Raw genomic sequence first — 20,636 nt, 5'->3', positions numbered from 1 at the left:
AGTGTGATGGAATGCGGCAATTATGTATTATTAGTATCATTGTCATCATGATAGTAAGTTTAGTTGTTAACAGTAGTTATGCTTTTTTTATGCCGCAAGTTGATAACTTGGATAACTTGCAATTAATTGCAGCAACACAAGTATTTGATGTTAACGGACAGCTTATTTCTAAATTGTTTGAAGAAAATCGTGTTGTAGTATCCATCAATAATATGTCGCCCTATATACAGCAAGCTATCATTGCAAATGAAGATAGTCGATTTTACAATCACTTTGGTGTAGATCCTATTGGTATCATTCGTGCTATGTGGGTTAATCTGCGTTCAGGTAGTTTAGCAGAAGGGGGAAGTACCTTAACACAGCAGTTGGCCAAGAATATGTTTTTGACCCAGGAACGTACCTTTGCACGAAAAGTAAAAGAATTTTTCTGGGCAATCATTATAGAACGTAAATTTTCAAAGCAAGAAATCTTACAAGCGTATTTAAATCAAGTATACTTTGGCGAAGGTGCATATGGAGTAGAAGCTTCTTCACAGGTGTATTTTGGTAAACATGCTAATGAACTAACATTAGCAGAAAGTGCATTATTAGCAGGATTGCCTCGTGGTCCCAATATTTTCTCGCCGTATATTGATATGAAAGCCGCTTTGGAGCGTAGAAGTACGGTGTTGGCAGGTATGTTGAAAGAGGGTTATATTACGCAAAAGCAATTTGAATTAGCAGAAAAAGAACCCATAACATTAGCTGGCAAAAAGAAGCGTGTAATACAAGCATCCTATTTTATTGATTATATAGCGAATGAATTAGTAGGACGTTATGGTGCAAATCGAGTATATAAAGGTGGGTTAAAAGTTTATACAACGATGGATAGTAAAGTTCAGCAAGAGGCTGAAGCTGTGTTAGGTCAGTATCAAGGTGCTGTACTCGCACTTGATCCCCGAACTGGCTATATTAAAGCTATGGTTGGCGGACGTAATTATGAAGAAAGTCAATTAAATAGAACAGTGGTTGAAGTGCGTCAACCAGGTTCTGCATTTAAGCCTTTTGTATATGCGACTGCTCTTGGTCAAGGATTAACAGCTAATTCTATTATTCTTGATCAGCCAATTAATATTGCTGGATATACACCACAAAATTATGATAAAAAATTCCGTGGACCCGTCACCTTAAAAAAAGCAATTCGCTTATCAGTCAATGTAGCTGCAGTAAAACTTGGCCAACAAGTTGGTATCGATAATGTTCTTAGTTTGGCAAAAAATATGGGTATTACGACATTGGTCCATCAAGACGATAATTTAGCTACTGCGCTGGGAGGGCTAACACAAGGCGTAAATTTGTTTGATATGGCTACGGCTTATACCGCCTTTGCAAATGGGGGAATCGTATCTCAACCTATTGCCATTTTAAAAGTGGTGGATGAAAATAATCAAATATTAGAAGAAGCACACTTAAAACAGCAATCTGTATTAAGTCGCGAAGTTGCATACATTATAACAAATATGATGCAGGGAGTAATCGAAAGTGGTACAGGTACGCCTGCTAATATTGGACGGATGGCAGCCGGAAAAACGGGTACAACGGACGGATATGAAACAGCATGGTTTATGGGCTACACGCCGGAGTTATTAGTTGGTATTTATGTAGGAAATGATAATCGTACGCCTGTAGGAATCTCTGGTACCGAAGTAGCAGGCTTATGGGGGAAAATGATGTCAAAGGTGCTAACTGGCATTAGTCCCAGTGACTTTTTGATTCCTCCAAATATAATAACCAATGTACCTGTTTGTGCTGATTCTGGTAAATTAGCTACTCAAGGATGTCCAGAAATAGAGTACAGCGCTTTTATTAAAGGTACGGAACCGACTACTGTTGACAGCCGAATGCGTTCCAAAGAGCAAGCAAACGAAAAAGCAGAGCAGCCTGGTAGAAAAGAGGAAAAGTCTCCGTGGTGGAAACTTCCATTACCACGATTGCCCAGGTTCTAATAGTGTGATACAATATATTAGATAATTTAAAAGATCAGATTTTTAAATAGTAAGGAGACTTTATGTATAGTGCGCAATAGAGTAGCTGTTTTAAATGTGATGATTGATGTTGTGACTATGAAAGAAGCGGTTGAGACTGTAAAACAATTTATTCTACAGAAGAAATCTCATTTAGTAGTTACCCCGAATCCGGAAATAATAATGATGGCTAATAAAGATGAACAATTAGCACGCATTATTAATAACGCAGATTTAGTTATACCTGATGGTGCTGGAGTCGTATGGGCCGCACGTTATCAAGGTGACACCATGCCCGAGCGTGTAGCAGGATATGATTTAGTACAGAATTTATTAATAGAAGCAATGAGTGAAAAATATAAAATTTATTTGTTTGGCGGAGCGCCAGGTATTGCGGAGAAGGCTAAAAAAATAGCTGAAGAGCGTTATCCTGGTGTGCACATTGTCGGTACACGCAATGGCTTCTTTACAAAACAAGATGAATTCCAAATTGTAAATAATATAAAAGCTAGCAAACCAGATATTTTATTAGTAGCCTTAGGGGTACCAAGGCAAGAAAAATGGCTGGAAGAATATAAAGAAGAGTTAAATATTCCCGTATCTATCGGTGTAGGTGGAACATTTGATGTAATGGCCGGCGTTGTAAAGCGAGCACCATTATGGATGCAACGTAGTAATTTAGAATGGTTATTTCGCTTATTGTCAGAACCAAAACGAGCTATCCGTATGTTAGCTTTACCACATTTTGTGGTAAAAGTAATGACTACAAGAAAATAAAAAGAAACAATTTATATTTTAAAAATTGTTTGTAGATGAGGTGGATAAATGGTTAAAGCGCCGATAGTAAAAGAAGGTTACATATTTATAGTTATACTTGCTATCATTACAATTATTGTTTATGTGACTGTTAATCCATATTGGAGTATTATTCCAGCTGTTTTAATGGGATTTATTACTTTCTTTTTTCGTAATCCTAAGAGACGTATTCCTAATGATGACAGGTTGATTTTGTCACCTGCTGATGGAAAGGTTATGAGCGTTTGTGAAGTTTATGATGATCAATTTCTCAATCAAGTCGGTCTTAAAGTGACAATATTCTTATCAGTTTTTGACGTACATCTTAATCGTAGTCCTATTGCTGGTGAGATAAAGTTTCAACAATATACTTGTGGTCGATTTCGTCCTGCATATAAGAAGACTGTAGGCTGTGAAAATGAACGTCATTCTATAGGGATAGAAAATGATAAAATGAAAGTATTGGTAACGCAAATAGCTGGTATTTTAGCGCGACGTATCGTTTCTTGGGTAACTCTTGGAAGTATCCTGCAAAAAGGTGAGCGATATGGTATGATTAAATTTGCATCCTGTACTGAAATTATTGTGCCTAAAACAGTGGAGATTGTTGTCAAAAAAGGGGACAAAGTTAAGGGTGGCGAAACCGTTATAGGGAGGTTGTTGCAATGAGAAGCGTTATTCCCAATGCGTTAACAGCATTAAACTTAGTATTAGGCATGTTTGCTATTATTTCTACCTTTCATAGTGAATTTTATCAAGCGGCGTTATTTATAGTTGCTGCGATGATTAGTGATGGATTAGATGGTAGAGTTGCTAGATATTTAAATGTAAGTAGTGAATTTGGTAAGGAATTGGATTCATTATGTGACTTGGTATCATTTGGTGCAGCTCCTGCTATTTTAGCTTATGCTTTCTTATTAAAAGATTTTGGCATTATAGGATCTGTTGTAGCTGCATTCTTTGCAACTTGCGGAGCATTGCGCTTGGCTCGTTTTAATGTTAATACCGCTACTGTAAAAGGTTATTTTATGGGATTGCCCATTCCTGCTGCTGGCTGTGTTGTCGCTACTTTTGTTATGCTCGGAATTAAGCCGGTTGGTTGGATATTTCCAATCTTAGTTACTATTTTCGGATATTTAATGGTTAGTACTATTAAATATCCTGATTTTAAAGGCAAAGGTGAAAAAATAAGGATTATTCCTGTAATCATAACAATACTTGTAGCTGGTTATATACTATTTATTACGAAAGATGCTGTTTTATTTACACCATTTTTTGCATATGCTTTATTTGGGATATTAAATACTGTATTTGGGTTATTTGATTATAACACTGCTACGTAGTAGTAGGTACTAAGAAAAAATAATTGTATCCTGATTATTGGATGCTTATTTTTTTGTAATTTCAAAAGATATTATGCATCAATTAATGTGTTTTAAATAACGATATCTTGACAATTTAGTAAAGTTAGAATTAGAATGTTATTTGTGTTTTAAGTTGAAGTCTATTTAGATATACTTCAAAAACAGGCTTTTAAAGGAGATAAATCCATGAATTATATTTTTGACTATATTATGATTCCATTACAGCTCATTATTGTATTCTTTACTTTATATTATTTTATTATTGCTTTTTTTGGTATTTGGCGCCGCAAAGAGAAGAAAATTATGACGCCCCAAAATAGTTTTGCTATTATTGTAGCGGCACATAACGAAGAACAAGTAATAGGTCAATTGGTAGAAAACCTCCATGTCTTAAAGTATCCTCGCGAGTTATATGATATTTTTGTAGTGGCAGACAATTGTAAGGATAATACAGCTGAAATTGCTCGTGATGCAGGTGCGATCGTTTTTGAACGTTTTTGTTTGGAACAGCGTGGTAAAGGTTATGCCATGGAATGGATGTTTGCAAAATTATTTAAACTAGAGCGTAATTATGATAGTGTAGTAATATTTGATGCAGATAATTTGGTGGATCAAAATTTTCTTTTAGAAATGAATAATCGTTTATGTAAAGGTGAGAAAGTGATTCAGGGTTATTTGGATTCTAAAAATCCTCATGATACATGGATCGCTGGCACATTTGCTATTTCTTTCTGGGTTGTAAATCACATTTGGCATTTAGCTAAATATAATATAGGCTTGTCAAGTGTCCTTGGCGGCACTGGCATGTGTATTTCTACAGATGTGCTACGAAAATTTGGTTGGGGAGCCACTTGTCTTACTGAAGATATGGAATTTACGATGAAGGTATTATTGAAAGGTATCCCAACCACTTGGGCTCATGATGCTATTGTATATGATGAAAAACCTTTAACCTTTGAACAGTCATGGCGTCAACGAAAGCGATGGGCACAAGGGCATTTTGATATAGCAGGCAGGTATATCCCCAGCATGCTATATGAGGGAATCAAACAACGTGATATTAGAATTTTAGATGGTGTATTGCATCTATTTCAACCATATTTTTTAATCTTATCAACAAGTTTTGTGTTAATGAGTTATATTTATACCATTGTTCCCTTTTATACTAATATTATAAATAAAATATTACCTGTAGAAGTTATGACAGCAATAGGTGTTGGACAATACTTATTCCCTGTAATGATCTTATGGATGATTGGTGCGAAAGGGAAATCATGGTGGTATTTAATATTCTATCCATTGTTTGTATATAGTTGGATACCGATTACTATTTTAGGCTTCTTCCACCGTAATGATCGGGAGTGGAGCCATACTCAGCATACTCGCAGTATTAGTTATAAAGATGTATTGTTAACTCAAAAAAATGAATTTAGCAAGGAAGATTTTTTAAGTAAGCAAGCTGTTAAATAAAAGATGAGTATATACTCATCTTTTTTCACAAAATAAGATAGATAAGAATTTATATTATAAGGATGTATAGGGGGTTAGGTATGTTTGAGTTGACAATTGCAGTGAATTTTGAAGCTGCTCATTGTATTCGGAATTATCCAGGAAAGTGTAATCGACTACACGGGCACAATTGGAAAGTAGAAGTAAATATATATGGTTGCCAATTAAATGAATTAGGGATGCTAGTTGATTTTGTTGACTTGAAAGCGGCGATAAATGGTATTATGGTAAATTTAGATCATTATTATCTTAATGAAATCGAACCTTTTTGCAGAATAAATCCTACGGCAGAAAACCTTGCAAAATATATATATGACGAATTAATTAAAACTCCGATCTTTGATGAGAATGTTAAATTGCGTTCTATTAAATTATGGGAATCACCTAATTCTGCAGCTGCATATAGTCAGGAGGCCTAATGATATCTCACGAGTTGAATATTGTCGAAGTTTTTTCTTCTATTCAAGGGGAGGGAACATTTGTTGGTTATCGTCAAATATTTGTACGTTTGGCTGGCTGCAATTTAGAGTGTGATTTTTGTGATACACCTTCATCTAGAACAAATGTAATAGAAGGTCAAATTGAAATGACTGCTGGAAAGCGTGATTTTAAAAAGGTAACTAATCCAATTTCAATCTTAGATCTAGCAGATTATATAAATAATTTATTGATAGTACCACATCATTCAGTTAGTTTCACAGGTGGTGAGCCTCTGTGCCAAGCTGAAGGAATCGCTCAACTTCTGCCGCATATCAAAGGGCGTATCTATTTAGAGACGAATGGTACATTGCCAGAAAAATTAAAATTGGTATTGCCTCATACTCATATTATTAGTATGGATATTAAGTTACCTAGTATTATTCATCAAGATGTGTGGAAACAACATAGGCACTTCCTTTCCTTAGCTAATGCGTGCAATACTTTTGTAAAGATAGTAGTTACAGGTAAAACGAATAGAATCGAATTTCAAAAAGCGGTAGAGTTAATTGCGGCAATTGATCAAAAGATTCCCTTAATCATACAGCCAGTGACTCCCATTTATGATTGTGAGGGCGCTACTCCGGATATGATGTTGTTGTGGCAAGAACGAGCGCTTATGCTTCTTTCAGATGTACGGGTCATTCCGCAAACTCATAAATTTATGGGGCAATTATAAGGGAGGAATCAGTTTGCGTATTTTATTAACTAATGATGATGGAATTGATGCGACTGGAATTCAGGTTCTTTGGCAAGAACTTTTAAAAATAGGCGAAGTTGTGGTAGTTGCACCTGATGCAGAGCGAAGTGCTGCTAGCCAAGCAATTACGGTACATAGTCCTATACGAGTAGATAAATATTGTGCTAGTGATTCCAGGCTTTGTGGTTGGCGTATTGGTGGTACTCCTGCAGACTGTGTGAAGATAGCCATTGAAACTTTAGTCAGTACAACGCCTGATTTTGTGGTGTCTGGAATTAATCATGGACCTAATCTGGGCACTGATGTATTATATTCGGGAACAGTAAGCGCTGCAATCGAAGGATCTTTGCATGGGATACCATCAGTGGCAGTTTCACTTGATTCTTGGAAATCCTCCGATTTTAGACCTGCAGCTGAATTTACAGCAAAGTTACTGCAAGATATTTTTCAACGCTCATTGCCTTCTAATACTTTACTAAATGTAAATGTACCTGCTCTTTCTACAGAGCAGATTGATGGAGTAGCGATTACCAAGCTGGGAGTAAGGCAGTATGCAAATGTTTTTGAGCCTCGCCTTGATCCCAGAGGGCGAACATATTATTGGATGGGGGGAGAAGTTGTAGAGAATGTAAACGATGCGGATAGTGATATTGTCGCGATCAATAAGTCCAAAATCTCAGTTACTCCTATTCATTTTGATCTGACTAATTATGGGATTATGGAAACACTAAAAAGTTGGAAGTTGTAATAGATCGAATACAATAATTAGCTTTTCTGCAAAATTGAAATAGTTTAAAAAAATATATAAATATTGGTATTAATTACTTGTATAATGCATATTTTACAATAAACAATCTAGTAATACCTACTTGAGGGAGGGGAATTTCTGTGTCTAAACGTATTGGTAAGACACGTTTTAATACCACACCCAAGGGACCGGGAACAGCGATTTTGATAGGGAAAGGTTTTTTTGTCAGTATAATTGTTTCGTTAGTTTTAACTTTGTTTTTATCTATTATTAGTTTAGTTACCGAAAATACATACATTGATTATTACATGCAATACGTTATGGTTGGAGTAACTATGGTTAGTATTTTTATTGGCAGTGTATATGCTACGAAACAAGCTGATTCTAAAGGCTTAATCATAGGTGTTATAATTGGGATCATCTATGTTTTACTCTCTGTAGGTATTGGAATGGAAATTAGCCAAGAGTCTATTTCGCTTTTTGTATTAGCCAATAAATTTATGGCTGGAATTGCAGTAGGAATACTAGGTGGTTTAGTGGGTGTGAATTTGTAATAACTTTTGTGAAATCTAAAATGTATTTTTTGAGGCTTTAAGCCTCTTTTTCTTTTCGTGTATACAAATATAAATTGTGCTTGGGGGCTACTGAATTGATATATAAAGCAGTTTTATTTGATCTAGATGGTACAGTTCTTGATACATCAGATCTAATTATCAGTGCATTTAGACATACTTTTCAAAAACATTGCAACAGGGAACTTACTCCTTTGGAGATTCATGCATTTTTTGGAAAAACACTAAGGAGTGCAATAGAACATTTTGCACCGGATAAAGTTGAGGAATCAATTCAGAGTTTTAGAGAGTTCAACTTAGTTCATCATGATCAAATGACTAAAATCTTTAGTGGTGTAACCGAAACAATTCAATCATTGCATGAAGCTGGTATTATGACGGTTATTGTTACTTCAAAGACAAAGAAAACAGCACTACGTGGATTAAAATTATTTAATTTAGATCATTATTTCCCTATAATTATTGGATCAGATCAGTGTCAAAATCATAAGCCTCACCCGGAACCAATTCAGAAGGCTCTATTTCAATTAGAGATGAAACCTGAAGAATGTCTGATGGTAGGTGACAGTCCGTTTGATTTAATCAGTGCTAGACGAGCTGGTGTAAAGACCGTTGCTGTTCGTTGGACTCGCGTATCATGGAAGACGATTTTACATGAAGTACCAGATTTCACTCTAGAGAATATGCATGAGTTATTAGCTATTTGCGGCATTTAATAAATTTAGTAGTTTATTATAAAGCCCACTATATAGTACAATAGAGATGGAAGTAAGCTACATTGAAATGGTTGGTGAGAATATGATACATATAGGAATTATTGGTGGGACTGGAGTATATGATCCTAATATCTTAGAAAATGTACAGCAAGATGAAGTCCTAACGCCTTATGGCACAGTGTCTTATAAAGTTGGTGATTTTGCAGGAAAGAGTATCGTTTTTATTCCCCGACATGGCAGCAAGCATTCCATTGCGCCACATTTAATCAATTATCAAGCCAATATTTGGGCTATGAAAAAAATTGGTGTTAAAATGATTTTAGCAACAGCTGCTGTAGGCTCTTTGAATTTAGATATGAAGTTAGGGGATTTTGTTTTAATCGATCAATTCATTGACTTTACCAAAAATAGGAAAAGTACTTTTTATGAAGGTGGAAAAAGAAAAGTAATTCACGTGGATTTAACAATACCTTATTGCTCTGATTTAAGAAAAAAATTACTAGTAGTTGCTCAAGAGAATGGCATTGTGGTTCATAATTATGGAACGTACGTTTGTACTGAAGGACCACGATTTGAAACACCAGCTGAAATTCGTATGTTCGCTAAGTTTGGTGGCCATTTGGTGGGGATGACTAATGTGCCGGAAGTGGTATTGGCTCGTGAAGCTGAGATGTGCTATGCAACTATTGCTATGGTAACAAACTATGCAGCAGGTATTTCATCCCAGCCTTTAACCTATGGCGAAGTGATTCACGTTATGAATGCGAATACAGAAAAACTAAAAAAAGTGCTTATGAATACTATACAATGTATTGATTTTAAAGTTGATTGTAGCTGCCAACAAGCTTTAAAAGAATATGGTGGTTTTAAATTATAAAGAGTGGTGATAAATTTGTTGCAGACAATAGAGTGGAAAAATAGTACGTTGTGGTTATTAGATCAAACCCTGTTGCCTAATCGTATTGAATTTATTGAATGCCATAACTTTCAAAGAGTAGCGCAAGCAATAAAAAGGTTAGAAGTCCGCGGAGCTCCTGCTATTGGAGCTGCGGCTGCATTTGGTCTGGTTCTTGGAGCAAGGGAGCTTTGCAATGATCCTGAATTTAGGACCAGTATCGAAAGAGTGGCTGAAGAATTGCGACAAACGAGACCTACTGCTGTGAATCTATTTTGGGCAATTGAGAGAATGATGTCTATTATTCATAAAGCGAATCCTGACAAAGATACGATTGATTTGATAAAGGATTTAGAAAAAGAGGCCATTTACATTTCCAGTGAAGATTGTGCTATTAATCATAAGATTTCTCAGTATGGTGCGCAGTTATTCAAGGATCCCGTATCAATTTTGACCCATTGCAATGCTGGAGCTTTAGCGACTGTTGGTTTTGGGACTGCTCTAGGAGTAATTCGCCAAGCCTTCGCTGAAGGGAAGATTACACGGGTATTTGCTGATGAAACTAGGCCATTACTTCAGGGGGCTCGTTTGACAGCATGGGAATTGATGCAGGAAAATATTCCAGTTACTCTAATTACAGATAATATGGCAGGCTGGGTCATGAACAAAAATATGATACAGGCTGTTATCGTTGGAGCCGATAGAATTACTTTGAATGGTGATGTGGCGAATAAAATTGGCACTTATAGCCTGGCAGTATTGGCCAAAGAACATAATATACCTTTTTACGTGGCTGCTCCTGTTTCTACTTTTGATTTTACTATGGACAGTGGACTGGATATTCCCATTGAAGAAAGACATGCTGATGAGGTAGCCCAGTTTGCTGGAGTTCTGACAGCGCCAGAAGGCGTAGATGTTTTTAATCCTGCATTTGATGTTACACCCAATTCCTTAATTTCAGCAATTATAACGGAATATGGTGTACTTGAACAACCCCAGCATGAAAAAATTATTGCATTACAACAAAAAATTAAAGGAGTGCTGTAAAATGGAATCAATTATTCGAGATATAAAATTAGCACCACAAGGTCATGATAAAATTAGTTGGGTTAAAGAATTTATGCCTGTGTTGAATGTATTAAATGAGGATTTGTCAAAAAATAAACCTTTAAATGGTAAGAATGTAGTTATAACTATGCATTTAGAAGCTAAGACCGCTTATTTAGCCTTAGTTTTAAAAAATGCAGGAGCAAATGTTGCCGTAACTGGAAGTAATCCATTATCGACTCAAGATGATGTAGCGGCCGCTTTAGTGGAAGAAGGCATTAAGGTTTTTGCCTGGTATAATACCACCACCGAAGAGTATGAGAAGTTTTTACATAAAGCTTTAGATACTAAACCGGATATCATTGTTGATGATGGAGGTGATTTAGTATCATTGCTTCATGGTGAGAGAAGTGAGTTGCTGTCAAATATTTTGGGTGGATCTGAAGAGACCACAACCGGTGTTATACGTTTAAAATCCTTAGCAGCCGAGGGACGTTTGAAGTTTCCTATGATAGCTGTAAATGACGCATATTGTAAGTATTTATTTGATAATCGCTATGGTACAGGTCAATCAACTTGGGATGGTATTATGCGTACGACTAATCTTACTGTCACAGGTAAAACCGTTGTAGTTGCTGGATACGGCTGGTGCGGCAAAGGTGTAGCAATGCGTGCCAAAGGATTAGGTGCAAATGTAATTGTTACAGAAATTGATCCTATAAAAGCAATTGAAGCCGTATACGATGGCTTTAGGGTAATGACCATGGGGGAAGCCGCAAAGTATGGTGATATTTTTGTGACTTTGACAGGTTGTAAACATGTTATTCGTGGCGAGCATATTGCTGTTATGAAATCTGGAGCCGTTTTGGCTAATGCAGGTCATTTTGATCTTGAAATTAATAAAGATGAACTTGCAGAAGTAGCAGTTTCTCGGCGGACAGTGCGTAAAAATATTGAAGTATTTGTTATGAACGATGATCGTAAGATATATTTATTAGCTGAAGGGCGTTTGGTTAATCTTGCTGCTGGTGATGGACACCCTACTGAAATTATGGATTTATCTTTTGCTATGCAGGCATTGGCAGTATTGCATATTTTAGAAAATCATAAGGACATGAAAAATGAAGTATATAATTTACCTGATGACGTTAATTCTGAAGTTGCTAGACTTAAATTACATGCTTTAGGTATTTCAATCGATGCCTTATCAAATGAACAGAAAGCTTATTTAGGACAAGCTTAAAACTAAGAGTGTTTTCGATTGACTCATATTGCTAAATAAAAATGGAAGTCTTACAAGTGGAGCAGGCTTGTGCTATACATCAAAGTATAGCACTGTTTTTATAAAATTATTATTGACAGCGCCAAAAAGGAGGAAGAGAAAATGGCAAAAATTTTATTGAAAAATGCTGAAGTATTAGGTGCAGATGGTATTATTAAGTCAGCTGATATTGCAGTAGAAAGTACCTTGATTCATCAGGTTGGTGAAATATCTGCTGATTGGTACGCTGATAAGGTGATTGATTGCACAAATAAATTGGCGATCCCTGGTTTCGTTAATACACATACACACGCAGCTATGACGCTTTTTCGTAGTTATGCTGATGATATGGAATTGATGGATTGGTTGCAGAATAAGATTTGGCCAGCTGAGGGAAATTTAGTTGCTGATGATGTGTATTGGGGTACATCATTAGCAATTGCAGAAATGATAAAATCAGGTACTACTACTTTTTCAGATATGTATTTTCATATGCCACAGGTGGCCGAAGCTGTAGCTGAAAGTGGTATAAGAGCTGTGCTAGCTAGAGGGATGGCAGGAGTAGCACCAAATGGTGAACAAGCATTGGTAGAAAGTGAAGATTTTTTCAGACAATATCATAATGCTGCTGATGGTCGTATTACTGTAATGCTTGGACCTCATGCGCCTTATACTTGTCCACCGGAATATTTAAAGCGAGTAGCAAACTTGGCACAACGCTTAGGAGCAGAAATTCACATTCACCTATCTGAAACAATTGGAGAAGTAAATGAATGTAAAAAAAATTATGGAAAATCTCCAATTGAATTAATGAAGGATCTGGGCATACTTGAATGTGGTGTACTAGCTGCACATTGTGTGCATGTATCGGAGGCAGATATACTCCTTATGAAAGAAGCAAATGTTAGAGTTGCTCATAATCCTGGAAGTAATATGAAATTGGCAAGTGGTGTTGCTCCTGTACCTGCTATGTTGAATGCAGGATTATGCGTAGGATTAGGTACTGACGGTGCTGCTAGTAATAATAATTTAGATATGCTGGAAGAACTACGATTAGCAGCCATGTTACATAAGGTTCATGCTTTGGATCCATTATTAATACCTGCCAATACTGCAGTAAGTATGGCTACAGCTAATGGTGCTCAGGCTTTGGGACTTGGCAATGTAGTGGGCAGAATTGCACCTGGATTTAAAGCTGACATTACATTATTTAATATGCATGCACCTCACTGGTATCCACGTCATGATAGAGTATCACTACTAGCGTATTCAGCTGGATCTGGGGATGTTCATACAGTAATGGTGGATGGTAAAATTCTATTAGAAAACAAATGTTTAACGACTCTTGATGAAGAGCGGCTCATGTATGAGGCTGATAGACGTGGCAGGCGCCTAGTAAAACCTTAACCCTAATTCTCTAACCGTGTAGGGGTTATTTTCGTAACCTGTATTAAGGTCAATTAACAAAGCCCAGTATAGCTTCATTCTTTCGCCTTGTAAAAAGGTCCTTTATTGGTAAATTAGTATTAACGTTAATGTGTTAAAGATTAAAATATAAGTTTTCTTTTATAAGTTAAAATAAATCTAAAGGATTTAAAGCAAAATATCACGAATACATAACAATAACAGGAATTGGAGTAGTTATTTTAAGGAGGTATGAATGATGCGTGCTTTAAATTTTTATTCATCCAATTATCATAGCCAATTAATCTGTAGGCGCAAGACTTGCACCATTCGTCGTGGAGATAAAACTCATAAATATAATGAGGGTGATATTATATGGGTAACAGTTGGGAAACGCTTTGCTCAAAAGAAAAAAATATATACCGCTGTCATTGATCGAGTTTTAGTTAAGCCCATATCTCAGCTGACAAAAGAAGATTTACAAGGGGAAAATCCTGAAATTACAAATGTTGATGATTTGATGATTTTTTTGCAAAGTATCTATGATAAAACATTTACATTAAGTGATACTGTAACTGTAGTGTATTTTTCAGAAGTTATTGAATAATATTCTACTGAATTTTTATGTGTATAATATAAACTATATTATAAATATATTTATTTTTGAGGAGTGTTTGTAGCATGTTAGAAACAAAAGTTCCAGTAGGTATTTCGGCAAGGCATATTCATGTATCCCAAGGAGATTTGGATATTTTATATGGAGAGGGGTATCAGCTTACTGTTAAGAAAGACCTATTGCAGGTAGGGCAGTTTGCGGCTAATGAAACCGTGGATTTGGTTACAGAGAAATCTTCTTTTAAAAATGTTCGAATCTTAGGACCTGTACGTAAACAAACTCAGGTGGAAATAGCTCTTACAGATGCCTTAAAGCTTAAAATAGGTATTCCAGTACGTGAGTCAGGAGATACTAAAGGATCAGCAGGCATTACTGTTGTTGGACCTAAAGGTACAGTGACGCTTGAAGAGGGGGTTATTGCCGCAGGACGCCATATCCATATGAGTATCGATGATGCTAAAAAATTTGGTGTGCAGGATAATGAAATTGTCAAAGTTCGTTGTGATGGAGAAAGAGGTTTGATTTTTGATAATGTTTTAATAAGAGTTCATGAAAACTTTCGCTTAGAAATGCATATTGACACTGATGAAGCAAATGCAGCAATGTGTAAAAATGGCTGTACTGTTGAAATCATTAAGTAACAAAAAAGACTCGATTAACTTTTTTAAGTTGATCGAGTCTTTTAGCATTGTAAACGATTCAATAGTGCAATACTATTATAATAGTGGCTGAATTTCGATTCTCTTTCAAAATTAAAGATTTTAATCGTCATAATAATAAAAGAATAATTAATGCTTTTTGTTGATACTTTTTATAATATATCTTTTACTTTATATTGGACAGATTATGATAAAATGGATTAAAGTAGTTAATAGATACTTGCTTAAAAATAATTCAGCGATTAGGTTAAGTGGAGCCAACAAATAGGAAGGATAAAAGAAAATGCAAATTTTACTTGCTGAAGATGATCTTCGTCTTGGTAAATTAATTAAATATATGTTTGAGAAGGAAGGAGCAAACGTAGATTGGGTAGTGGAAGGTGAATCTGCATTTGAGTATGCAATTTACTCTTCTTATGATATTATCATTCTAGATTGGATGATGCCGGGAGAAAGTGGGATAAGTGTATGTGATCGATTAAGAAAGCATGGATATCAAGGAATCATCTTAATGTTAACGGCTAAGGATGCCGTAGAAGATCGTGTTTCAGGCCTTGATACAGGTGCTGATGATTATCTTGTCAAACCTTTCGAATTTTCTGAATTAATGGCTAGAATTCGTGCTCTTTTACGACGCAGTAATAATAAATTGATAGAGGATATTATTATAATTGGAAAGCTTATTTTTAATAGAACGACTAAAATTATTAAATATGATTCTAGGGAAATCTGTCTTTCTGGAAGAGAGTTTCAAATGTTGGATTTACTTATTCAAAATAGAGGCCAAGTAGTTCCACGTGAAGTTATATTGGATCGCGTGTGGGGCCTTGAATCTGAGGTAACATCAAATAATTTGGATGCCTATGTCCGACTTTTACGAAAGAAGATCGATCCGCCTGACGGTAAAACCTTTATTCATACCGTTCGGGGAGTTGGTTATAGGTTGGAGGAATAGTGTTTAGTAGAATTAGAAAACATCTTACTTTTTTATATTCGGGATTTATGATCTTCTTTCTTCTGACTTTTGTAGGATTTACCTATATTGGATTAACATGGGCAGTTTATTCGGAAGAAAAGCAGGAATTACTTCTTTTTGCGGAAGAAGAAGCTCAGGAGCATTCTTTGTTTTTGCAGCACAAAGAACTACTGCAACAGATGCCTCAGGGAGAGGAGTATCGCGAAGGAAGAATGTTTTTCTATGCATTTGACAATGATGGAAAGCTTGCTAATACAGAAGGTTCCTCCTCTATAATTCGAGATCGTATTGTAGAAAAAATCACTACGTGGGATGCGGAAGATGGGCGTGTAGTATTATTACTACCAGATGTACGTAATAATGATAAGGCCATTATTCTAATGGCCTCACTTCCGATTATGCATGGTGAGGATCGATTGGGGAAGATATATGTAGGGCGAGATGTTACGGCATTTTATCAAGTATTAAAGGATGTTTTTGTCATTTTGACAATTATATCTTTACTCTTTCTTTTTCTTGCATCCGGAGGCGGTTACATAATGGCAGGCCGTGCTATTATACCCATCAAGAAATCTTATGATCGTCAGCGAGAGTTTGTTGCAGATGCATCTCATGAACTTCGGACACCATTGAGTATATTCATGGCTTCTGTAGAGACAATACAAAGAGATAAGGAGAGTAAAATATCTCCTTTTGCTGAGTTAGTATTAGTTGATATGAAAGATGAGATAAGGAACATGTCTAAGATTCTTAGTGATATGTTAACTTTAGCAAGAAGTGATGCTGAGGCAACAACAATACTAAAAGAAAAATTCGATATCATAGACATTATTGAACAAGTTATACGTTCATTGCAGCCTTTGGCTAATAAAAAAGATATTCAACTTAGTTTTAAATACCAAATGCAAAGAGTAATTTTTGCTGACAAGAACCGTATCCATCAGTTACTTTTAATTCTGTTAGATAATGCAATAAAATATACTCCACCTCGAGGAACAGTATCTGTTGAACTGGAGTTTTTAACCAAAAAACCTGATATTAAGATCATAGTAAAAGATTCTGGAATGGGAATTTCTGCAGAAGATCAAGAACTTATTTTTGAACGATTTTATCGTGTTGATAAAATGCGTTCAAGAGAAATTGGCGGAACTGGATTAGGGTTGTCTATTGCAAAATGGATTGTGTTAGCTCATGGAGGTAGTGTAAGCGTAGAAAGCCAGATAGGAAAGGGATCAACATTTATAATTGTTTTACCGCAGTAAGAGCCGGAGGTTTATTACTGGGTGTGTGTTTTGTTGCCATTAAGTGAATAGACTAAATACACCATGATGTTAGTTTTTTTACATATTATGTGACACCGTATTGCATCTGCTATTCATAGAATATAGTAAGTGTGTATATGGGGTGTGATGTTATGAATGGGAAAAGTAATGAATTCAAGTTAAATAACAGGCGACAAAAGGTAGGAGTAGCCTTGAGTGGAGGTGGCATTCGAGGTATGGCTCACATAGGAGTACTAAAAGTATTAGTTGAACATAACATTCCGATTGATATGATTAGTGGTACCAGTGCAGGTGCGATTGTAGCGAGTATGTATGCTTGTGGTTATACTCCACAACAAATGCAAAATATGATACAAAATGTTAAAATGGATGAACTGATTGATTTAAATGTTACTGTTGGTGATCTCTTCAAGCATGGCATGAAATGGTTGTTTAATGGTGCATTTCGTTTTTGGTCTGTTTTACCTACTGGTTTCATAAAAGGGGATAAGGTGGAACAATTTTTTTATCATTTATGGCAAAATAAGACTGTTAGAGATACTCAAATTCCAATTGCTATTACAGCTGTTGATTTACATTCTGCAGATACTATATTTTTTACTACCCCAGTCTTTGATCGTCGTGGTATTTTAAATGCAAGGTATTATCATAACACCTCATTAACAGAGGCTGTTCGTGCTAGTATTTCAATACCAGGAATATTCTTTCCAAAGAAATATAGAAGTATGACATTAGTAGATGGGGCAGTTAAAAATAATTTACCTACTGACATTTTGCGTCATATGGGGGCTGATTTAGTCATCGGAGTGGATTTAGGCTATGATGGTCAGTTTAACTATGATATTAAGACTGTAGGAGAAATATTAATGCAATGTATTGAAATAATGGGACGTGAAGTAACCTTGCTTAAAGCAGAGCAATATGCTGATATTATTATTCGACCTAATACTTTTGAAACAAAACTCAAAGACGCTAAACAAGCTTTGCTATGTATAGGTCAAGGAGAACAGGCGGCAAAGGATAAGTTATCCTTGATAAAAGGTTTATTGAATAATCAAACATAAATCTATAGTTACTAGTTACCGCTTTTAATTAGGCGGTCTTTTTATGCCAACAAAATATAACGATAATAAAGATAGCTGCTCCAGATAGAGCAGCCGATAGAGTAATATTTTCTAAAAATTTTTCAAAAGAGAATAGAGATAATATAGCTTTTAATGAGTTTTTTTTTCTTCCTTAGATTCTTTGGATGAGATAGTAGTAGTTTTCATATTTTTCAATGCTTGTTGTTGTTTATTCCATTCATCAGTGCGGTCAGGATGTTTTTCACCCACAATTATCACCTCCTGATTTAGTTTTCCCAAGGATTTTTATTAAATGCAAAGTAATATTATTAAAAGATATAGGAAAGGAAAAATTAAAAACCTAATGTATATTTTGGACCTAGGATTTACTTGAATCACTAGAAGTAATGGCGATAGCATATTTATTGCAGTTGCCAGCAATAAATAAGATTTGTTCTACATTAACAACAATAATTGTGCCTATGGAAATTCTGGTCCATTGATAACATCTACTGGACATGTTAATTGTAATAGGATAATTTTGGAATTCTTCTCTATACTAGCAAAAGATGGATCTTTAGAATATTATTGGTTCTCTATTTCTCCTAAAAATATACCAGTTAAAGAGTATTCTTCTAGTACTTTCTTTGCAATTAACCCACTAGTAGGATCGAAACCTTTTCTTTTGGATCATTCATCTTCTCTGGCCCTTCAATCTTTTTTCAATAATAACCTGTTGTATATTATTTGCAGATTATAGTAAATGTTGCATAGCAAGTTGTTGTTTATTATATTTTATGTTACAAAGTTATTACTGTAAAAAATGTAATTTACTCAATTGTTTTTACAGTAAATCTTCTCATTATCAACCCTATTAGTAAAGAGGCAATAATTAATAGAATTAAGACGATAGATATGTGAAGTTGGTAGTTATTAAAAAAACAGGATAATTTGTAAAATGTTACCGATAAAACCAGTTCGCAAAATAATAATAGAATAAGATAAAAACTAGGCATTCATTAAAATCTGAGGATTACCATCTCAAGCTTGTTTGATAAACTGAATCATTTAAGCTATAATATTGAAGAATAATGTAGAATTTATGGGAGTTGATATATATGTCAAAACCAGATCAATATAATGTAGAAGTAACATCAAATGACATGAAAGATTCAAATGTTAAATATTTTACGACGTATACTTATGGGTGCCAAATGAACCATCATGACTCTGAGCGATTAGCTGGTCAACTTAAAAGTATTGGTTATGAATATACTGAAAGTCTAGAGGAGGCCAGTTTTATTTTAATTAATACTTGTTGCGTACGAGAAAGCGCTGAGAAAAAAATCTATGGTAAAATTGGAGAACTAAAAAACTTAAAGGTAAGTAATCCGAATCTCATTATTGCTATTGCGGGTTGCATGGCTCAAAAGGATAAAGAAAAGATATTTAAAAAAGCCCCACATATCGATTTAATTATTGGCACTCACAATGTGCATCAGCTAGTAGAGGTTATAAAAGAGTTTGAAGAATCAAAAGATCATGTTTTAGCCGTTTGGGATCAAGCCGAACGTTTAGCGCCTGACGTACCAACAATACGTCGCGGAAAGATTTCAGCGTGGGTACCTATTATGTATGGTTGCAATAATTTTTGTACATATTGTATTGTACCTTATGTGAGAGGACGTGAACGGAGCCGCCCCTTACCTGATATTATAGAGGAAATTCATCAATTAGGACTAGACGGATTTAAAGAGATTACATTATTAGGGCAAAATGTTAATTCCTATGGCAATGATACAAATGAATATGGCGATTTTGCTGATTTACTTAAGGCTGTTGATCAAGTGGAAACCATTGAACGTGTTCGCTATATGACATCTCATCCACGTGATATAAATGATAAGGTAATTGATACGATTTTAAACAGTAAAAAAATCTGTGATCATTTTCATTTACCTGTTCAGTCAGGTAGTGATACCATTTTAAAAATGATGAATAGAGGCTATACAACTGACTATTATCGTGAATTAGTTAGAAAAATTCGCAAAGCTATTCCTCATGCGAGCCTTACTACTGATATTATTGTAGGTTTTCCTGGTGAAACTGATGAATTATTTCAAGAAACTCTTGAATTTCTTAAAGAAATTCGCTTTGATGCTTCCTATACATTTTTGTATTCCAAACGTTCTGGTACACCAGCAGCTGCAATGGCTGATCAAGTACCTTTGGCAGTCAAAAAAGAAAGGCTGCAAAAATTAATGGATGTACAGAATGATATAAGTTTAGAAATTAATCAACAATTTACAGATACTGCAGTAACTGTTATAGTGGAAGGTCCTAGTCAAAGAGATGAGAACAGGCTTATGGGGCGTACCACCACTAATAAGATAGTTCTATGGGACAAGCAAGGAACAGAGGAAGTTGGTCAGCTTGCAAATATTAAAATTACAACTGCACAAACCTGGATACTAAAGGGAGACTTAATCGATTAATATTACTTATATAGCGACATGCTTTTTTATAATCTCGACTACACCAAGAAAG

General features: G+C 35.3%; 21 protein-coding genes. 20 read left to right on the top strand and 1 reads right to left on the bottom strand.

Translation table 11 applies throughout. The features are described from left to right. Positions 1-11 precede the first annotated feature (11 nt). The 19 genes from BMZ99_RS02520 to BMZ99_RS02430 all read left to right on the top strand — a co-directional run bounded on the left by BMZ99_RS02520 (position 12) and on the right by BMZ99_RS02430 (position 18,089). On the top strand, positions 12-1,985 hold the full coding sequence (locus BMZ99_RS02520) for a transglycosylase domain-containing protein (RefSeq protein ID WP_090932620.1): 1,974 nt from the start codon (positions 12-14) through the stop codon (positions 1,983-1,985). A 69-nt stretch (positions 1,986-2,054) separates the two neighbouring features. Next, on the top strand, positions 2,055-2,780 hold the full coding sequence (locus tag BMZ99_RS02515) for a WecB/TagA/CpsF family glycosyltransferase (protein ID WP_090932619.1): 726 nt from the start codon (positions 2,055-2,057) through the stop codon (positions 2,778-2,780). A 48-nt stretch (positions 2,781-2,828) separates the two neighbouring features. Beyond that, positions 2,829-3,467 carry a phosphatidylserine decarboxylase family protein gene (locus tag BMZ99_RS02510; protein ID WP_090932617.1) on the top strand — a complete coding sequence of 213 codons (639 nt, stop codon included), beginning with the start codon at positions 2,829-2,831 and terminating at the stop codon, positions 3,465-3,467. Next, a complete protein-coding gene (gene pssA, locus BMZ99_RS02505; protein WP_090932615.1) occupies positions 3,464-4,141 on the top strand; it encodes a CDP-diacylglycerol--serine O-phosphatidyltransferase in 678 nt (225 codons plus the stop codon). Before BMZ99_RS02510 ends, pssA begins: the two co-directional genes overlap by 4 nt. A 207-nt stretch (positions 4,142-4,348) precedes the next feature. After that, a complete protein-coding gene (locus BMZ99_RS02500; RefSeq protein ID WP_090932613.1) occupies positions 4,349-5,632 on the top strand; it encodes a glycosyltransferase family 2 protein in 1,284 nt (427 codons plus the stop codon). Positions 5,633-5,712: 80 nt separating this feature from the next. After that, positions 5,713-6,090: a 6-carboxytetrahydropterin synthase QueD gene (gene queD / locus BMZ99_RS02495; RefSeq protein WP_090932611.1), complete on the top strand. Its 378-nt coding sequence runs from the start codon at positions 5,713-5,715 to the stop codon at positions 6,088-6,090. Further along, positions 6,090-6,827: a 7-carboxy-7-deazaguanine synthase QueE gene (locus BMZ99_RS02490; protein WP_090932609.1), complete on the top strand. Its 738-nt coding sequence runs from the start codon at positions 6,090-6,092 to the stop codon at positions 6,825-6,827. The genes queD and BMZ99_RS02490 overlap by 1 nt, the downstream gene beginning before the upstream one ends. Positions 6,828-6,840: 13 nt before the next feature. Then, entirely contained in the window at positions 6,841-7,596 is a 756-nt protein-coding gene (gene surE / locus BMZ99_RS02485) for a 5'/3'-nucleotidase SurE (RefSeq protein ID WP_090932608.1), read from the top strand. A 140-nt stretch (positions 7,597-7,736) separates the two neighbouring features. Then, positions 7,737-8,150 carry a TIGR04086 family membrane protein gene (locus tag BMZ99_RS02480; protein ID WP_090932607.1) on the top strand — a complete coding sequence of 138 codons (414 nt, stop codon included), beginning with the start codon at positions 7,737-7,739 and terminating at the stop codon, positions 8,148-8,150. Positions 8,151-8,245: 95 nt separating this feature from the next. Beyond that, positions 8,246-8,884: a pyrophosphatase PpaX gene (ppaX, locus tag BMZ99_RS02475; protein ID WP_090932606.1), complete on the top strand. Its 639-nt coding sequence runs from the start codon at positions 8,246-8,248 to the stop codon at positions 8,882-8,884. A gap of 67 nt (positions 8,885-8,951) precedes the next feature. After that, on the top strand, positions 8,952-9,761 hold the full coding sequence (gene mtnP, locus BMZ99_RS02470; protein ID WP_090932605.1) for an S-methyl-5'-thioadenosine phosphorylase: 810 nt from the start codon (positions 8,952-8,954) through the stop codon (positions 9,759-9,761). A gap of 15 nt (positions 9,762-9,776) precedes the next feature. Beyond that, entirely contained in the window at positions 9,777-10,826 is a 1,050-nt protein-coding gene (gene mtnA, locus BMZ99_RS02465) for an S-methyl-5-thioribose-1-phosphate isomerase (RefSeq protein ID WP_090932604.1), read from the top strand. A 1-nt stretch (position 10,827) separates the two neighbouring features. Next, complete coding sequence (locus BMZ99_RS02460) at positions 10,828-12,069, top strand: adenosylhomocysteinase (protein WP_090932603.1); 1,242 nt, start codon at positions 10,828-10,830, stop codon at positions 12,067-12,069. A 141-nt stretch (positions 12,070-12,210) separates the two neighbouring features. Beyond that, positions 12,211-13,494 carry an amidohydrolase gene (locus tag BMZ99_RS02455; RefSeq protein WP_090932600.1) on the top strand — a complete coding sequence of 428 codons (1,284 nt, stop codon included), beginning with the start codon at positions 12,211-12,213 and terminating at the stop codon, positions 13,492-13,494. A gap of 256 nt (positions 13,495-13,750) precedes the next feature. Then, the gene (locus tag BMZ99_RS02450; protein WP_090932598.1) at positions 13,751-14,098 is read left to right on the top strand and encodes an ASCH domain-containing protein; all 348 of its coding nucleotides are present in this window, start codon (positions 13,751-13,753) and stop codon (positions 14,096-14,098) included. A gap of 74 nt (positions 14,099-14,172) precedes the next feature. After that, a complete protein-coding gene (pduL, locus tag BMZ99_RS02445) occupies positions 14,173-14,748 on the top strand; it encodes a phosphate propanoyltransferase (protein ID WP_090932596.1) in 576 nt (191 codons plus the stop codon). Between the two features lie 301 nt (positions 14,749-15,049). Further along, entirely contained in the window at positions 15,050-15,721 is a 672-nt protein-coding gene (locus BMZ99_RS02440; RefSeq protein WP_090932594.1) for a response regulator transcription factor, read from the top strand. Continuing rightward, positions 15,721-17,004, top strand: a complete 1,284-nt coding sequence (locus BMZ99_RS02435; protein WP_090932592.1) for a sensor histidine kinase — start codon at positions 15,721-15,723, stop codon at positions 17,002-17,004. The genes BMZ99_RS02440 and BMZ99_RS02435 overlap by 1 nt, the downstream gene beginning before the upstream one ends. Positions 17,005-17,156: 152 nt before the next feature. Beyond that, entirely contained in the window at positions 17,157-18,089 is a 933-nt protein-coding gene (locus BMZ99_RS02430) for a patatin-like phospholipase family protein (protein WP_090932590.1), read from the top strand. 379 nt (positions 18,090-18,468) lie between these two features. Here the strand turns inward: BMZ99_RS02430 and BMZ99_RS26875 are convergent, their stop codons facing one another. Then, positions 18,469-18,609 carry a hypothetical protein gene (locus BMZ99_RS26875; RefSeq protein WP_245754771.1) on the bottom strand — a complete coding sequence of 47 codons (141 nt, stop codon included), beginning with the start codon at positions 18,607-18,609 and terminating at the stop codon, positions 18,469-18,471. A gap of 598 nt (positions 18,610-19,207) precedes the next feature. On the opposite strand from BMZ99_RS26875, the gene miaB reads away from it, so the two are divergent. Beyond that, positions 19,208-20,584 carry a tRNA (N6-isopentenyl adenosine(37)-C2)-methylthiotransferase MiaB gene (gene miaB, locus BMZ99_RS02420; protein WP_090932588.1) on the top strand — a complete coding sequence of 459 codons (1,377 nt, stop codon included), beginning with the start codon at positions 19,208-19,210 and terminating at the stop codon, positions 20,582-20,584. Positions 20,585-20,636 lie beyond the last annotated feature (52 nt).

The sequence above is a fragment of the Pelosinus propionicus DSM 13327 genome, assembly GCF_900114615.1.
GTDB lineage: Bacteria > Bacillota > Negativicutes > DSM-13327 > DSM-13327 > Pelosinus > Pelosinus propionicus.
The sequence above is the reverse complement of the archived record's forward strand: the minus strand, read 5'-3'. Positions and strand labels throughout refer to the sequence as shown.

Bases quoted from the DNA above. Each gene is read 5' to 3' on its own strand.
- BMZ99_RS02520 (WP_090932620.1), top strand. From the start codon at position 12: ATGCGGCAATTATGTATTATTAGTATCATTGTCATCATGATAGTAAGT.
- BMZ99_RS02510 (WP_090932617.1), top strand. From the start codon at position 2,829: ATGGTTAAAGCGCCGATAGTAAAAGAAGGTTACATATTTATAGTTATA.
- pssA (WP_090932615.1), top strand. From the start codon at position 3,464: ATGAGAAGCGTTATTCCCAATGCGTTAACAGCATTAAACTTAGTATTA.
- BMZ99_RS02500 (WP_090932613.1), top strand. From the start codon at position 4,349: ATGAATTATATTTTTGACTATATTATGATTCCATTACAGCTCATTATT.
- queD (WP_090932611.1), top strand. From the start codon at position 5,713: ATGTTTGAGTTGACAATTGCAGTGAATTTTGAAGCTGCTCATTGTATT.
- BMZ99_RS02490 (WP_090932609.1), top strand. From the start codon at position 6,090: ATGATATCTCACGAGTTGAATATTGTCGAAGTTTTTTCTTCTATTCAA.
- mtnP (WP_090932605.1), top strand. From the start codon at position 8,952: ATGGTTGGTGAGAATATGATACATATAGGAATTATTGGTGGGACTGGA.
- BMZ99_RS02460 (WP_090932603.1), top strand. From the start codon at position 10,828: ATGGAATCAATTATTCGAGATATAAAATTAGCACCACAAGGTCATGAT.
- BMZ99_RS02455 (WP_090932600.1), top strand. From the start codon at position 12,211: ATGGCAAAAATTTTATTGAAAAATGCTGAAGTATTAGGTGCAGATGGT.
- BMZ99_RS02450 (WP_090932598.1), top strand. From the start codon at position 13,751: ATGCGTGCTTTAAATTTTTATTCATCCAATTATCATAGCCAATTAATC.
- pduL (WP_090932596.1), top strand. From the start codon at position 14,173: ATGTTAGAAACAAAAGTTCCAGTAGGTATTTCGGCAAGGCATATTCAT.
- BMZ99_RS02440 (WP_090932594.1), top strand. From the start codon at position 15,050: ATGCAAATTTTACTTGCTGAAGATGATCTTCGTCTTGGTAAATTAATT.
- BMZ99_RS02430 (WP_090932590.1), top strand. From the start codon at position 17,157: ATGAATGGGAAAAGTAATGAATTCAAGTTAAATAACAGGCGACAAAAG.
- BMZ99_RS26875 (WP_245754771.1), bottom strand. From the start codon at position 18,609: ATGTCCAGTAGATGTTATCAATGGACCAGAATTTCCATAGGCACAATT.
- miaB (WP_090932588.1), top strand. From the start codon at position 19,208: ATGTCAAAACCAGATCAATATAATGTAGAAGTAACATCAAATGACATG.